General features: G+C 45.1%; 11 protein-coding genes. 5 read left to right on the top strand and 6 right to left on the bottom strand.

Going from position 1 to position 15,371, the window contains the following annotated elements; all coding sequences use genetic code 11:
• Positions 1-165: 165 nt before the first annotated feature.
• Positions 166-4,059, top strand: a complete 3,894-nt coding sequence (gene purL, locus OV592_RS15390) for a phosphoribosylformylglycinamidine synthase (RefSeq protein ID WP_406609179.1) — start codon at positions 166-168, stop codon at positions 4,057-4,059.
• 63 nt (positions 4,060-4,122) lie between these two features.
• Here the strand turns inward: purL and OV592_RS15385 are convergent, their stop codons facing one another.
• The 3 genes from OV592_RS15385 to OV592_RS15375 form a co-directional block, all read right to left on the bottom strand.
• Positions 4,123-5,784 carry a methyl-accepting chemotaxis protein gene (locus tag OV592_RS15385; protein WP_406609178.1) on the bottom strand — a complete coding sequence of 554 codons (1,662 nt, stop codon included), beginning with the start codon at positions 5,782-5,784 and terminating at the stop codon, positions 4,123-4,125.
• Positions 5,785-5,939: 155 nt separating this feature from the next.
• Positions 5,940-7,601, bottom strand: a complete 1,662-nt coding sequence (locus OV592_RS15380) for a methyl-accepting chemotaxis protein (RefSeq protein WP_406609177.1) — start codon at positions 7,599-7,601, stop codon at positions 5,940-5,942.
• A gap of 113 nt (positions 7,602-7,714) precedes the next feature.
• The gene (locus OV592_RS15375) at positions 7,715-8,584 is read right to left on the bottom strand and encodes a patatin-like phospholipase family protein (RefSeq protein ID WP_152779731.1); all 870 of its coding nucleotides are present in this window, start codon (positions 8,582-8,584) and stop codon (positions 7,715-7,717) included.
• Positions 8,585-8,731: 147 nt separating this feature from the next.
• On the opposite strand from OV592_RS15375, the gene OV592_RS15370 reads away from it, so the two are divergent.
• Positions 8,732-9,544, top strand: a complete 813-nt coding sequence (locus OV592_RS15370; RefSeq protein WP_406609176.1) for an endonuclease/exonuclease/phosphatase family protein — start codon at positions 8,732-8,734, stop codon at positions 9,542-9,544.
• Here the strand turns inward: OV592_RS15370 and OV592_RS15365 are convergent.
• Positions 9,534-11,123: a LysM peptidoglycan-binding domain-containing protein gene (locus OV592_RS15365; protein WP_406609175.1), complete on the bottom strand. Its 1,590-nt coding sequence runs from the start codon at positions 11,121-11,123 to the stop codon at positions 9,534-9,536. The two genes, OV592_RS15370 and OV592_RS15365, sit on opposite strands and share 11 nt — an antisense overlap.
• Before the next feature lie 62 nt (positions 11,124-11,185).
• A complete protein-coding gene (gene gloB / locus OV592_RS15360) occupies positions 11,186-11,956 on the bottom strand; it encodes a hydroxyacylglutathione hydrolase (protein WP_406609174.1) in 771 nt (256 codons plus the stop codon).
• 71 nt (positions 11,957-12,027) lie between these two features.
• Here gloB and OV592_RS15355 point away from each other — a divergent pair, with 71 nt between their 5' ends.
• A complete protein-coding gene (locus tag OV592_RS15355) occupies positions 12,028-12,744 on the top strand; it encodes a methyltransferase domain-containing protein (protein ID WP_406609173.1) in 717 nt (238 codons plus the stop codon).
• On the opposite strand, the gene rnhA is transcribed toward OV592_RS15355, so the two are convergent.
• Entirely contained in the window at positions 12,741-13,211 is a 471-nt protein-coding gene (rnhA, locus tag OV592_RS15350) for a ribonuclease HI (protein WP_406609172.1), read from the bottom strand. The two genes, OV592_RS15355 and rnhA, sit on opposite strands and share 4 nt — an antisense overlap.
• A 51-nt stretch (positions 13,212-13,262) precedes the next feature.
• On the opposite strand from rnhA, the gene dnaQ reads away from it, so the two are divergent.
• Both dnaQ and OV592_RS15340 read left to right on the top strand, forming a co-directional pair.
• Positions 13,263-14,039, top strand: coding sequence for a DNA polymerase III subunit epsilon (dnaQ, locus tag OV592_RS15345; RefSeq protein ID WP_406609171.1), 777 nt, complete (start codon positions 13,263-13,265; stop codon positions 14,037-14,039).
• A gap of 5 nt (positions 14,040-14,044) precedes the next feature.
• Positions 14,045-15,298 carry a TIGR03503 family protein gene (locus tag OV592_RS15340; RefSeq protein ID WP_406609170.1) on the top strand — a complete coding sequence of 418 codons (1,254 nt, stop codon included), beginning with the start codon at positions 14,045-14,047 and terminating at the stop codon, positions 15,296-15,298.
• The last annotated feature ends 73 nt before the right edge of the window (positions 15,299-15,371 follow it).

Genomic DNA, 15,371 nt, shown 5'->3' with positions numbered 1-15,371 from the left:
CGCTATTATTTTTATTCGATTTTAGGGATATACGCTTGGCTGTCTAGCTTTAAGCGTTGTTTTCCTCGTCAAGCTAACGTTTTGTTTACCATTGTCGCAGTTTTTATCTATAATACGCGCAATTTTCCCCCTCCCACCTCCATCTGGAAAAGCGAGCACATAAATATGTTGGTACTACGTGGTGCACCTGCACTGTCTGAGTTTCGAATTGCGCAATTGTTAAAACGCTGCGCAGAGCAAGACCTTCCTGTTACAGCTATCTACGCTGAGTTTATGCATTTTGCTGATATCTCAAGTGATTTGACTGATGCTGAACAACAAGTATTAGATAAGTTATTGACCTACGGCCCTACTATTGCTGAGCATCAGCCTGCTGGCCAGTTGCTATTGGTAGCTCCCCGTCCAGGTACAATTTCTCCTTGGTCTTCTAAGGCAAGTGATATTGCACATAACTGTGGTTTGGCCAATGTAACGCGCTTGGAGCGTGGTATTGCTTACTATGTAGATACCAGTAGCGAACTAAACGAGCAACAAAGCAAACAGCTTAAAAGCTTAATTCACGACCGTATGATGGAAGTGGTATTTGCAGATACCGAACAAGCTAGCGCATTGTTTGAACACGCAAGCCCTGCACCGTTTGAGTCGGTAGATATCTTATCTGGCGGTAAGCAAGCCTTAGAACAAGCTAACCAAGAATTAGGTTTGGCCTTGGCCGATGACGAAATCGACTACCTAGTCGAAAATTTCGAAAAAATGAAACGCAACCCTAATGACGTAGAGCTAATGATGTTTGCTCAAGCAAACTCAGAGCACTGCCGCCATAAAATCTTTAATGCTGATTGGACAATCGATGGGGTAAAACAGCCAAAATCATTGTTCAAAATGATTAAGAATACCTATGAATTGAACAGCGACTACGTACTGTCGGCGTATAAAGATAACGCAGCGGTAATGACCGGTTCAGTGGCTGGCCGCTTCTTCCCAAATGCTGAAACCAAGCAATACAATTACCATCAAGAAGATATTCATATCTTGATGAAAGTAGAAACGCATAACCACCCAACGGCAATTTCTCCTTACCCAGGCGCAGCTACCGGCTCTGGTGGCGAAATTCGTGATGAAGGTGCAACCGGTCGTGGTTCTAAACCTAAAGCTGGCATGGTTGGTTTTACCGTTAGTAACCTACGCATTCCAGGTTTTGAGCAAAGCTGGGAAAGTAACTTTGGTAAGCCAAGCCGTATTGTAGATGCTTTAGAAATTATGGTTGAAGCCCCATTAGGCGGCGCGGCGTTTAATAACGAATTTGGTCGCCCTAATATTTTGGGTTATTTCCGTACCTACGAAGAGCAAGTAGAAAGCTTTAACGGTAGTGAAGTACGTGGTTACCACAAACCAATCATGTTGGCGGGTGGCCTAGGTAACATTCGCGAAGACCACGTTGAGAAAGGTGAGATTCCGGTTGGTGCTAAAATCATCGTACTTGGTGGCCCAGCCATGAACATTGGTTTAGGTGGTGGTGCTGCCTCTTCAATGGCTTCTGGTCAATCGAGTGAAGATTTAGATTTTGCTTCTGTACAGCGTGAAAACCCAGAAATGGAGCGTCGCTGTCAGGAAGTTATCGACCGTTGTTGGCAGCTAGGTGATGCTAACCCTATTGCGTTCATTCACGATATTGGTGCTGGCGGTTTATCGAACGCTTGTCCTGAATTGGTTGATGACGGCGGCCGTGGTGGTATTTTTGATTTGCGCAGCGTGCCAAATGATGAACCAGGCATGTCACCACTAGAAATTTGGTGTAACGAATCTCAAGAGCGTTACATGCTAGCTGTTGCACCTGAGCATTTGGATGTGTTCGACGCAATTTGTAAGCGCGAACGTGCATTATATGCGGTTATTGGTGTAGCAACAGAAGAGCGTGATTTAATTCTTCACGATTCTCACTTTAACAACGATCCTATTCGTATGCCGCTAGAAGTACTTTTAGGTAAAGCACCTAAAATGCATCGCGACGTTAAAACTGCAACGTTTAATGGCCCGGCCTTTAATGGCGATAAGCTTGATTTAGCAGAAGCCGCAGAACGTTTGTTACGTTTACCAGCCATTGCAGAGAAAACTTTCTTAATCACTATTGGTGACCGTAGTGTTACCGGTTTAGTGGCGCGTGATCAAATGGTTGGTCCTTGGCAGGTTCCGGTTGCTAACTGTGCGGTAACAGCGGCAAGTTACGATACATATCATGGCGAAGCTATGTCGGTGGGTGAGCGCACGCCTGCAGCATTGATTGACCATGCAGCCTCGGCACGTTTAGCGGTAGCGGAAGCATTAACTAACATTGCAGCCACTAACATTGGTTCGTTAAACAACATTAAGTTGTCGGCTAACTGGATGTCAGCAGCTGGTCACCCAGGCGAAGACGCAGGTTTATACGCTGCAGTTAAAGCAGTAGGTGAAGAGCTTTGTCCAGCATTGGGTCTTACTATTCCGGTAGGTAAAGACTCGATGTCGATGAAGACTGCTTGGCAAGATGAAGGTCAAGACAAAGCGGTTACTTCACCACTTTCTTTAATTATTAGTGCCTTTGCTAAAGTTGAAGATATTCGCTTAACGGTTACCCCGCAATTACGAAATGATGCTGGCGATACCGACCTAATTCTTATCGACTTAGGCCAAGGTAAAAACCGCTTGGGCGCCTCTTGTTTAGCGCAGGTTTATAAACAGCTTGGTAACAAAGTACCGGATGTAGATTCACCAGAACTACTAAAAGGTTTCTTTAACGCGATTCAAGTACTTACTGCTGAGCAGAAACTGCTTGCTTACCACGATCGCAGTGATGGTGGCTTGTTCACTACTGTTGCTGAAATGGCTTTTGCTGGCCATTGTGGTGTAGACGTAGCGCTAGACTTATTGGCTGGTGATACATTAGACGTGCTCTTTAGTGAAGAGCTTGGTGCGGTGATTCAGGTTAAAACTGAAGAAAAAGAAGCCGTACTAAACGTTCTAGCTGGACACGGTTTAGCATCTTGTAGCCATGTTATTGGCTCACTAAACGATGATGACGCGATTCGCTTCACCCGTAACGGTGAAGTTGTACTGGCGAATACGCGCACTCATTACCGCGGTATTTGGGCAGAAACAACCTACCAAATGCAAGCGCTGCGTGATAACCCTGAATGTGCCAAGCAAGAATTTGATGCCAAATTTGATGCCGCAGATCCAGGCCTTAATATTGGTTTAAGTTTCGACATCAACGAAGATGTGGCCGCGCCTTACATTGTTAAGGGCCTAAAACCAGAAATGGCGATTTTACGTGAGCAGGGTGTTAACTCGCATCACGAAATGGCAGCCGCCTTTGACCGAGCTGGCTTCGCAGCAGTAGATGTTCATATGAGTGATATTTTGGCTGGCCGAGTTAGCCTAGATAAGTTCGCAGGTTTAGTAGCTTGTGGTGGCTTCTCTTACGGTGACGTACTTGGTGCTGGTGAAGGTTGGGCAAAATCTATTTTGTTTAACAGCCGAGCGCGTGAACAGTTCAGTGCATTCTTCGAGCGTAACGATTCTTTTGCTCTTGGTGTATGTAATGGCTGTCAGATGCTATCGAACCTGAGCGAGCTAATCCCAGGAGCTGATTTATGGCCGCGTTTTGTACGCAACGAATCTGAGCGTTTTGAAGCACGCTTTAGTTTGGTAGAAGTGCAGCAATCACCTTCTATCTTCCTAAATGGTATGGCAGGTTCACAAATGCCTATCGCGGTTTCTCATGGGGAAGGCCGTGTGGAAGTACGTGACCAAGCGCATCTAGATTCCTTAGCGAGCAGTGGTACTGTGGCGCTACGTTATGTAGATAACTATGGCGAAGCTACAACTCAATACCCAGCTAACCCTAATGGCTCGCCGCTAGGTATTACTGGCCTTTCTTCAAAAGATGGCCGAGTAACCATTATGATGCCTCACCCAGAGCGTGTATTCCGCACAGTAGCGCACTCTTGGCACCCTGATGACTGGCGCGAAGATAGCCCTTGGATGCGTATGTTCCGTAATGCACGGGTTAATGTTGGTTAAACAGCACTAAATGAAAAAGCCACCTTAGGGTGGCTTTTTTGTTATTAGAAAGATTGTTTGAGTTTACAAGGTAAAGCGTTTTACCAGCTCTTCTAGTTGCTCGGCACGCTCGTTAAGGTTTAGGCTACCTGCACGGTTCTCTTGGGCGAGACTGGCTGATTGACTCGATTGATCGGCAATTTGCACAATACGCTGAGATATTTCTTGGCCTACGTGGCTTTGCTCTTCGGTAGCGGTGGCAATAAGCGCATTCATATCCATGATGTGTTGAATCGACTCTTTAATCAGCTGCAGCGCATCACTGGCGGCATTGGCACCACTAACGGCTTCGCTACTGCGCTCTTGGCTCGTATCCATTGCGGTTACCGCTGCGTCAGAGCCACTTTTTAATCGTTCAATCATTTCATGAATTTCACCGGTGCTTTGTTGAGTGCGGCTGGCTAATTGGCGAACCTCATCAGCAACAACGGCAAACCCTCGGCCTTGCTCACCAGCACGTGCAGCTTCAATGGCAGCATTTAGCGCTAATAGGTTAGTTTGCTCGGCAATGCCTTGAATTACCCCTAAAGCTGAGGAAATATTCTGTACATCGCCTTCTAACTTGCTAATCACTTCACTGGCTTGACCAATCTCATCGGCCAGATGTTGCACAGTGGTGACCGCACTGCCTACCGTCGTCATAGCTTGACCTGCATTGTTATCAACTTCTTGTGCCGAGTTGGCTGCTTGATTAGCGTTGTCGGATACGTCATGAGCCGAAGCGGTCATTTCAGTCATCGCCGTGGCCACTTGTTCAGTTTCTTCACGTTGTTCCACAAGCAGTTGGTCAACGCTGTTGGCGCGATCAGACATCGATGAGGTTTCTTTAGCGACATCAGAAGAGACTTTACCCACCATGCTAATAATGTCGTGAAGAAGCGAGATGAAGGCATTAAAGTTATTGGCTAATTGGCCAAACTCATGAACATAGTCGGTTCGCAGGCGAGCGCTTAAGTCTGCGTCGCCACTGGCGAGCTTTTCGAAGGACTGATTTAAGTCTTGTAGCGGGGCCATAATGCTGCGGTTAATAAAGTAACTGATCACCACGGCTAAGCCGAGCAGGGCAATGCCGGTAATAAAGATAAATAGCATTGACGACTCAAGGCTAGCTTGAGCTTCGGCTTCCAGTTTTGCAATTACGGCGTCAACATCATCGGTATAAAAACCAGTGCCAATGAATAAGTCCCATTTATCTAGGTAGATGGCGTAACCTAGTTTTGGTAATGCTTCACTACCACCTGGTTTAGGAAAGTAGTAAGTATAGAATTCACCGTTTTTTGAAGCTTTTAGTAAATCACGGATGATGTATTGGTTGTGTTTGTCTTGCAGTGACCAAAAGTTATCGCCAATGCCTTTATCGCTAGCGCCAAGTAACTTTCGTACCCCGGTCTTGTCATAGCCAAATATGTAACCACTCTCGCCATACTTTAACCGTTTAAGCGTTGGCATCGCTTGCTCTAGGCTTCCACCGTTTTCATAAATTTCAGCTATTGAGGAGTAGGCCATATCTAAATATGCCTTTAGCTCCGCTTTTTTCATCTCCATCATGTTTTCTTGTGTTTCTGATGATTGAGCCTGACTCAGAGCTTTAGTTTCGGAGTAGCTTAAAAAAAGCATACTAGCTGCCAAAATAAGAACCGGCCCTAAGGCCAAAATAAGTAAACGTTGGCGTATAGTTAGAGACATAGTTCGCTCCCTGCGATTGATATTTTTTAGAGGTATTGTTGAGTTGTTATCGGCAGACTAGCACAAGGATTTAAGCTTTTTTGTGAATTGATTCTGCTACTTAGCAATAGATATAAAAAAGCCCCTTTTAATAAAGGGGCTTTACTAAAAACTCTTTATAAAGTGAAGCGTTTCACTAATTCTTCAAGCTGTTCTGCGCGTTCATTGAGGTTAACACTGCCACTGCGATTTTCTTGCGCTAAACCAGCAGATTGACTGGATTGGTCAGCAATATGCACAATGCGCTGGGAGATCTCTTGTCCCACATGGCTTTGCTCCTCAGTTGCCGTTGCGATGAGGGCATTCATGTCCATGATGTGTTGAATAGATTCTTTAATCAGCTGCAGCGCATCACTGGCCGCGTTAGCACCACTTACGGCTTCACCACTGCGCTCTTGGCTACTATTCATGGCTGACACAGCTGCATCGGAGCCGCTCTTGAGGCGCTCAATCATGCCATGAATTTCACCGGTGCTTTGTTGGGTGCGACTGGCTAATTGACGTACTTCATCGGCCACTACCGCGAAGCCTCGGCCTTGTTCACCAGCTCGGGCCGCTTCAATGGCTGCGTTTAGGGCCAGTAAGTTTGTTTGTTCGGCAATGCCTTGAATCACCCCTAAAGCAGAAGAAATATTTTGCACATCCCCTTCAAGCTTACCTATCACCTCACTCGCTTGGCCTATTTCATCGGCCAGTTGCTGCACAGTTGTTACTGCGGTACCCACGGTACTCATAGCTTGACCAGCGTTAGTATCAACTTGTTGGGCAGAGTTCGCCGCTTGATTTGCGTTGTCAGAAACATCGTGAGCAGATGCCGTCATTTCTGTCATAGCAGTGGCCACTTGCTCGGTTTCTTCACGTTGTTCTACCAGCAATTGGTCAACGCTATTGGCGCGGTCTGACATTGAAGAGGTTTCTTTGGCAACGTCGTGGGCAACGTTACCTACCATGCTGATGATTTCGTGGAGTAATTCGATGAAGGAATTAAAGTTGGTTGCTAGTTGACCAAACTCATGCACGTAGTTGGTGTCGAGTCGGGCGCTTAAGTCCGCATCGCCACTGGCGAGTTTTTCAAAGGAATTATTTAAGTCTTGCAGCGGCGCCATTATGCTTCGATTAATAAAGTAACCGATGATAAGTGCAAAGCCGAGTAAGACAGCTGCTGTTAGCCCTAGGAACATTAGAGATGATTGCAGGCTGTCTTTTGCATGTTCTTCTAAGCTTGTAATTACCGCTTCTACATCATCGGTGTAAAAACCAGTGCCCATCATTAAATCCCAGCGGTCTAAGTAAATGGCGTAGCTGAGTTTCGGCAAAGCTTCGCTGCCACCAGGTTTAGGGAAATAGTAGGTGTAAAACTCACCTTTTTTCGAGGCTTTAATCAGATCTTGAATTAAGTACTGGCCTTGTTTGTCTTGCAGTGACCAAAAATTATCGCCAATGCCTTTATCTAATGTGCCCATAAATACCCGAACGCCTTTATTGGTGTAACCGAACATATATCCGGTTTCGCCATATTCTAAGCGTTGTAATATGGGTAAGGCTTGCTCTAAGGTTCCACCATTTTCATAGATTTCGGCCACCGCAGAGTAGGCTAAGCCCATATAGGCTTTTAGCTCATCCTTTTTCATATTAACCATGTTTTCTCGGGTTTCTTTAGATTGCCCTTGGGTGAGCTTTTGGGTCTCGGTGATGGTCAGGAGCAAAATACTAACGGCCAAAATAAGCACGGGCGCTAGTGATAAAAAGAGTAAGCGTTGGCGAATAGTTAGTGACATAGTCTACGTTCCGAATAGTTTATTCTTTTTGGTTTTTTTAAGTGTAGACGGCTATGCGCTTTACAGGCTGTGAAGCGGTTTTAGTAGCTTGAAAACGTGATCAAGCCATTGTTTTAAATATGTTTGTTGTCAGCTTGTGGAGCAGGGTGCTGTTGGTGCCATATTTTAGCCGGCACGATGTTAATGGCAGTTTGATAACCGGTGTCGAATAAACGTAACTTTGCTTCATCGTTGAGGTGAAAATCGACCGGAGAGGTATTGCCAGTATTTACTACGATGGTTCTATGCCAAAACTTCTCATTAACATACTCTCTTGAAATGGTGGTCATGAAAGTTCTAATTAACAATGAGATGTATGCGGCAAGGGGAAAAATTCCATTAGTTTGCAATGGCTTTATGTCATTGTCGCCTCGTAGTCTAAAGCAAATGACAGGGGTGCCATCTTCAGCCCAATCTTGATGAAGAGCATCTTCCGACAATATGCTGCCATCTACCATTAAGTGGTCTTGGTAGGGCTTAAAAGAAAAAATTAGTGGAATAGACATAGAAAAACGCACTGCTCGCGATACTTTTTCGTGAGGGGTGCGAATAGCATCAAATACAACTGGTGAGCCAGAGCGTACATCGGTGGCTACTACATGTAACTGCATTGGCAGCTGACTAAAGGTAACGCCATTAAGTAAGTCATCGATCCATTCTTCAAACTTGTCGCCTGAACAAAGCCCGCCATTTCGTAGTAAGCTGATCAGCGAAAAACCTTTGAACTGCTCGAAGTCGGTATCTAAGGCAATAGCTTTTATTTGCTCTACATCCATACCGCTAGCAAATAAGGAGCTGATGATACTGCCTCCAGAAACGCCCACAATATGTGAAAAATGAACATTTAGCTCTTTTAAGCCGGCTAGAATCCCAATATGGGCGGGTAGGCGGGTGCCACCGCCAGCAAATATGGGAACTAGTGTCCTTGGCTCTTGAGATTGCATTTGCTTATCCATTATTTGATGATAGCTCAAGTATGTCGCAAATTTGCCAAGCCGCTAGGCTTTGCCAAAATATCTTTCTATTTACGGGCTGTTTTATCCTTTTTGTTTTTGTATCTAAGTTTTGCATGAGGGCTTAATGTGCGAGTGATGCGTTGGTTTTTCCAAGCTCTGTTAATAAGCAGTTCGTTTGTTTTATTAAGCTCTGCTGCTTATGCGCAGCTGCCCGTTTGTGACAATCAAACGCTAGATTACCACCCTGCGAATATACAGAATATTCAAGCCCTGCCAGATACTGCAGACTTTTCTGTTTTAGTTTGGAATAGCTATAAAGGCCAAAATCAAGGCTGGACAGAACAGCTAGAACAGTTCTCGAAACAAGTCGATTTTATGCTGCTTCAAGAAGCCAGCAGAGAGCGCATGTTGGCTTGGTCTGAAGGACCTCTATGGCACCAATATCAAGCTATCGCCTTTGAGTGGCTTGGTGATGGCCTAGGAGTGATGAACTTGGCCAAGTTTGCTAGTGAGGAAAACTGTTTGGCCTTAAGTACTGAGCCGTGGATAAGAGTACCGAAATCAGCGTTACTGCAGTTATACCAATGGCAACAGCAGCAATTATTGCTGATTAACATGCATAGTATTAATTTCACTCTCAGTGAAGAAGATTATTTACGGCAACTTCAGCAGCTTGGTCCGTGGCTGGCGGGGTACCATGGTGCTGTGATTTTAGCCGGTGATTTTAATACTTGGAGCAGTGCGCGTTTAGCAGTGCTAGAGCAGTTTATTACTGCGCACCAATTAAAAACTGTGAGGTTTAAGCCAGATAAGCGAACCCGATTTTTTGGAAAAGCTTTAGATCATGTGTTTTATCGTGGATTACGGGTGAATCAGAGCGAGAGCATTGTGACCGAGAGTTCCGATCACAATGCCTTGTTGGTGCACTTCCGTTTTGCTATGCGCTAACTTCAGCCACGTTAATATACAGCTTTAACTTCTGACCAGGCTGTAAATAGTGGTTTTTGTTTAGATCATTCCACTTCAATAAATCGGTCACTGACACTTTAAACTTTTGCGCAATGCGAGACAGTGAATCTCCGTTGCGTACTTTATAGGTAACGGTTTGAATGTGGTTTTTATTGGCTTGAGATTTTTGCCAAATCACCAGCTTTTTACCCGGTTTTAAAGTGTCGGTTGGCGCCATGCTATTCCATTTTGCAATGTTGCGGTGCGACACCTTATATTTCTGCGCAATGCTCCAAAAGCTATCCCCTGACTTCACCGTGTAATTTAGCTTAATGTCGCCACGAGGTTTGTTTTGTTGGCTAGCTAAACGTTGGCTTTGGCTAAGGGTGTAAGCATTCTGATTACGCGAAGATACTGGTACCAACAAATGTTGACCAATACGAATAGTATTGCTGCTTAGCTGGTTAAGCTCTCGGATCTGTTTGCTGGTAGTGTTATAACGTTTGGCGATGACACTAAGGCTGTCACCTGACTTCACTTTATAACGCGCCCATTGCATGCGCTCTTGTTTAGACAAAGAGGCAAGGGCTACTTCAAAATTAGGAACATTCTTCTTTGGCACTAACAAGTAGTGCGGGCCATTAGGTGCGGTAGCCCAACGGTTAAAACCTGGGTTCAGTTTATGTAATTGATCAAGTTTGATATTGGCTAAATCGGCCGCTAGCGCTAAGTCGATTTGGCTATAAGTATCAACTTTTTCAAAATGCGCTTTGTTGGCGATTTCAGGGATATTTAGCTGGTACTCATCGCGATGTTGTAACATTTGGCTTAGTGCCAATAGTTTAGGCACATAAGCGCGGGTTTCTCTAGGCAGGTTTAGCGACCAAAAATCAGTAGCTTTGCCAGCGTTAGCGTTGGCGCGAATAGCACGTCGAACGCGACCTTCGCCAGAGTTATAGGCAGCAAGAGCATGTAACCAATCGCCATCAAAGTATTTATGTAGATACTCAAGGTAATCGAGTGCGGCATGAGTAGAGGCATATACATCGCGGCGTCCGTCGTACCACCAATTTTGCTCAAGACCAAAGCGTTTACCTGTACCAGGGATTATTTGCCAGATACCCGCTGCACGCCCATGGGAGTATGCAAAGGGTTGAAAAGCACTTTCTACGATGGGCAAAAGCGCTAGCTCCAAAGGCATTTGGCGGCGTTCAATTTCTTCAACAATAAAAAACAAGTAAGGGTCGGCTCTAACTGATACACGGCGCATGTAGTCGGGGTGTTTTAAAAACCAGTTAAGTTGAGCTTGTAGGCGTTTGTTGTTCTCTGGTAGAGGAATGGCCAGTTGGTCCTCAATTCTAACCCAAACGTCGTGATAAACCGGAGCTTGAGGCTCTGGCTCTGCTTCAGGTTGCACTTGAACCTTTGCTTCTTCAACTTCCTTTACTTGTTCTGCTTTAGTTTGCTGCTCGTTAGCGTCTATAGCATTAGCATCTACTAATTGTTCAGTAACTTGAGGATTAGTGAGTTGGCAAGCGCCCAATAATAAAGAAAAAAGGCCAACAATGAGCGCTTTCATGATTTATCCATTTACGTAAAATTCAGTGCCCAATGGTATTGAGCTAAAGCTAGTTTGGCAAGTCAGAAGCGGTCTTTCCATGATCTTAGGCCAGCGAATACTGCTATCTCATTGTTTAATGGTTGTAATTCAGCCAACTCTACTGCTGCCTTAATATTTGCATTGTTGCAGCGTAAAAAAGGATTTATTGCCAATTGCTGATTTAAGCTAGTAGGCAGGCTAGGTAGGCCCATTTGGCGCAGCTTACTTACTTGCTGCTGGTAACTCAGTAAGTCTGCATTATCTGGTTCTACACTAAGTGCAAATTGTAAGTTGGCTTGAGTGTATTCATGCGCTGCATAAATTAGGGTGTCGTTTGGTAAGTCCTTTATTTTTTCTAAAGACTGGTGCATTTGTTGGGCGCTGCCTTCAAATAACCTACCACAACCCGCCGAAAATAAAGTATCGCCAATAAACAGGTGTTCTTCGCTTAGGTAGGCAATATGGTCAAGTGTGTGACCAGGCACTTCAAGCACCGAGAAAGGCTGGTTTAAACCTTCGGGAGTGAAGCTATCTGATTGTTTTACTGCTTGATGTTTAAACGTGTATTTAGCATTTTTGGGGGCATAAACCTTAGCCTGCGGATAACTGGCCAATAGCCTTTCAACACCGCCAATGTGATCGGCATGATGGTGAGTGATAAGTATGGCGCTTAACTGGCCGCCAATATCTTTAAGTCGCTGCTCTACTGGCGCAGCGTCTCCTGGGTCAACCACAACACAATCGTTTGAATTTGCCTCTTTTATTAACCAGATATAGTTATCATTAAAGGCGGGTATATGGATGATTTGCATTATGATATCTCTGTCGTTAAAGTCGATGACACATTATTGCCTTAACTGCAGTAGATTGGTACGGGGAATTGATGAAACCGGCGAAAATTCGTGAAGTAATTGCAAGCCCTGACTTCTGGCAAGAACTGCCATTAGGCGATTGGTTAATGGAGCAGCAGCAAAGTTTGCTTGACCAGCATCTGCCTGTGGCCTTTGGTTATCACATGTTAAAACTGGGTAATTTAAGTGCTCAGTTAAACTGCCATGCCTCGATGATACGTCACCAACTAAATGTGGCTAAACAAGGACACTTAATTGGCTTACGTGCTCATCCCGAGCAACTTCCTTTTCAAGAAAGCAGTATTGATTTATGCCTGCTAGCCCACAGTTTAGATTTTTCGAAAGATCCCCATCAGATATTGCGTGAGGTAGAGCGAGTACTTACAGCCGATGGTTACCTGATTATCAGCGGTTTTAATCCATTTAGCTTGTTGGGCATGCGTCGTTATTTTCCCTTCAGAAAACGTGGAATGCCTTGGTCGTGTCGCATGTTTACCCCTGCGCGGGTGAAGGATTGGTTAAACCTATTAGGTTTTGAAGTGCTTAATGATGAACGTTTTGCTTATACCTCGTTTGTTAATAGCCGGCCCGCGCCGCAATGGTTTGAGCGTTGGGGCAAGCGTTATTTTCGCGCTACGGCATCGGCGTATTTTATCGTGGCGCGTAAACGCCGCGCACCGCTAACTCCGGTAAAAAAGGCCTGGAGAGTGAAACAACGTATTCCGGTGCCTTCGTCAATTAGTGGCTAGGTTTGTTGTTCGTACACTTCGTCGATTAAATTAGCGTTGTTAGTGGCCGCTTCGCGGGCGAGGTCGTCTACTCGTTCGTTTTCTGGGTGGCCTGCATGGCCTTTCACCCAGTGCCATTCAACTTGATGGCGTTGACAGGCAGCATCTAAGCGCTTCCATAAATCGGCATTTTTTACCTCGGCTTTTGCAGCGGTTTTCCAATCACGCTTTTTCCAGTTGTGGATCCATTGGGTAATACCTTGGCGAACGTATTGACTATCGGTAGTTAATATCACCTTGCAGGCTTGGGTTAGGCTTTCTAGGCCAACAATAGCCGCTAGCATTTCCATCCGATTGTTGGTGGTTAGTCGGTAGCCTTGGCTAAGCTCCTTACGATGTGCTTGGTAAATTAACAATGCTCCATATCCACCAGGACCTGGGTTACCTAAACATGAGCCATCGGTAAACAAGTGGACTTCTTTTGCCATATTTTTGTTAAACTTGCAGGATTATCTGCTTAGTGTCGCATAGGAGTTGTTGTGAACCAATCCAAGAGCCATCGCTTAATTGTATTTGATACTGAAACCACCGGTATGAATGATAGTGGCGGACCTATCTATCAAGGACACCGCGTTATTGAAATTGGTTGTGTCGAAGTTATCGACCGAAAGCTAACCGGTAATACCTTTCATGTGTATATCAACCCTGAGCAGTTGATTGATGAAGAGGCGATTCAAGTTCACGGTATTACCGATGACTTTGTCGCAGATAAGCCTTTATTTAGAGATATTGCCCATGATTTTGTTGAGTTTATTCGGGGCGGCGAGTTGGTGGCACATAACGCAAACTTCGATATTAGCTTCCTAGATCACGAGTTTGAGATGATGTCGCGAACCTTGGCTCAAGCGATGCCCAAATGTGCCGATATCTGTACTATCACCGATTCATTATTGGTGGCGCGGCGTGGTGAATACAATAAACGTGAAGTACAAATGGCGGGCAATAAGCCTTTACCTTCACGTAAAAACTTAGACTCCTTAAGTGATTACTATGGTGTAGATCGCACATCACGGACTTACCACGGCGCATTACTGGATGCCGAATTGCTGGCCGACGTTTTCTTAAAAATGACCGGTGGCCAAAATAAGTTAAATTTAAAGCAAAAGGGCAGTGGGGATGGAGTTGGCGTTCGTTTGATTGATTCTAATCGTGCCCCTCTAAAAGTAGTATTTGCAACAGAACAAGAGCTCAGCGAGCACCAGGAGCGCTTAGACCTTGTCGAGAAAAAGGGAGGCCAGTGTCGCTGGCGCAACTAAACTTGATGATAAATAAACTTTTGTGGCTGTTGTTGTGTGTTGTGATTCCTGTACAAGCATCAACCATTTTCGAAAATCGAGATATTCCTTTAATCGATAATCGTTTTCGCCTCGATCAAACTATTGATAAGGCAACTTTTCTTTTATATCGCTCTCCCGGTTCTCCTGCCGCTATTTTGGTGCGCCCCGATGGCAGCAAAATTTATGCTTGGGATGTGCCGAAAAATGTCAGTTGGCTAGAAACCGACGAACTCGACATTGTGACCATTGAAAAACCGATGCGAGGCCCTTGGCAGGCGGTGGCTGAAAACAAAGGCCGTAACCGCATTCGTATTCTCAGTGATATCGACTTAACAGTTGATCCAATCCCTCACCAACTCTATCAAGGAGAGCGTTTGCGTGTAACGGCGCGCCTAAGCAGTAAAGGCGAGCGGATTGACTTAGAAGTTATGCTTCAAGAAGCACTAATGAACGTTGCCTTGATGCGTCAGCAACTGCTCGAAGACCAAACTGTAGAAGTGCGTCGCGACGAGTTAGGTAAGTTTTTTGACGATGGTAAAGATTATGATGAGTATGCCGACGATGGCGTGTTCACTACTTTTATCAAGTTAGAAGCTCGCCCCGGCAAGTACGAAATGATCGTTAGCACCTTAAACCAGATTTTTACTCGTGCTCAAATCTCTCCGGTGCTGATATATCCTAATCCTGTAGAAATAAAGGTTATGTCGCCAAAAGACGAAGAGCGTCAAGCGCGGATGGCCTTGGTGATAGATACCGACGAAATTAGGCCAGAGTCGGTAGTGATTAGCGGTAAGGTTTATAACAATGTAGGTTGGGAGCAAGATTTCCAAACTTATGCTGAAAGTGATGAATTTACCGTAGACCTTCCCACACCCACCGAGCAAGGGCGTTACCGTGTTATGGGCACCTTATTGGCGACCACTATTCAAAATCGCGAGATAGTTATCGACTTGCCTGAGGAAGACTTTGTGATCCTTCCTCCGCCGCCACCGCCGCCAGAGCCAGTGGTAATAGAAGAGGTGGTTGTTCCAGAGCCAGAAATGTCGCTGTGGCTAGTTATTTTATTTTATGTCTTTGGCTTTTTGCTGTTAGCAGGCGCTGCTTTTGGTTTTATATGGTGGCGAAAACGCAAGGCCTTTGAGGCGGCGTTAAAAGGCGCTAGAGAAGCTCCCGCAGCAGAGCCAAGCGCAGAACCCAAAATGGATGAAGCCAGTAGCTTAAAGATGCCATCGGAGTGATTTATAAGCTGGTTTGGCTAAAAGCTCGACGCTTTGGCTAAAACATCAGCGCTTGAACGAATTTTTAAAGAAA

This window comes from Agarivorans sp. JK6, from assembly GCF_045277145.1.
In the GTDB taxonomy this organism is placed as follows: domain Bacteria; phylum Pseudomonadota; class Gammaproteobacteria; order Enterobacterales; family Celerinatantimonadaceae; genus Agarivorans; species Agarivorans albus.
The sequence above is the reverse complement of the archived record's forward strand: the minus strand, read 5'-3'. Positions and strand labels throughout refer to the sequence as shown.

Bases quoted from the DNA above. Each gene is read 5' to 3' on its own strand.
- purL (WP_406609179.1), top strand. From the start codon at position 166: ATGTTGGTACTACGTGGTGCACCTGCACTGTCTGAGTTTCGAATTGCG.
- OV592_RS15385 (WP_406609178.1), bottom strand. From the start codon at position 5,784: ATGTCTCTAACTATACGCCAACGTTTACTTATTTTGGCCTTAGGGCCG.
- OV592_RS15380 (WP_406609177.1), bottom strand. From the start codon at position 7,601: ATGTCACTAACTATTCGCCAACGCTTACTCTTTTTATCACTAGCGCCC.
- OV592_RS15375 (WP_152779731.1), bottom strand. From the start codon at position 8,584: ATGCAATCTCAAGAGCCAAGGACACTAGTTCCCATATTTGCTGGCGGT.
- OV592_RS15370 (WP_406609176.1), top strand. From the start codon at position 8,732: ATGCGTTGGTTTTTCCAAGCTCTGTTAATAAGCAGTTCGTTTGTTTTA.
- OV592_RS15365 (WP_406609175.1), bottom strand. From the start codon at position 11,123: ATGAAAGCGCTCATTGTTGGCCTTTTTTCTTTATTATTGGGCGCTTGC.
- gloB (WP_406609174.1), bottom strand. From the start codon at position 11,956: ATGCAAATCATCCATATACCCGCCTTTAATGATAACTATATCTGGTTA.
- OV592_RS15355 (WP_406609173.1), top strand. From the start codon at position 12,028: ATGAAACCGGCGAAAATTCGTGAAGTAATTGCAAGCCCTGACTTCTGG.
- rnhA (WP_406609172.1), bottom strand. From the start codon at position 13,211: ATGGCAAAAGAAGTCCACTTGTTTACCGATGGCTCATGTTTAGGTAAC.
- OV592_RS15340 (WP_406609170.1), top strand. From the start codon at position 14,045: ATGATAAATAAACTTTTGTGGCTGTTGTTGTGTGTTGTGATTCCTGTA.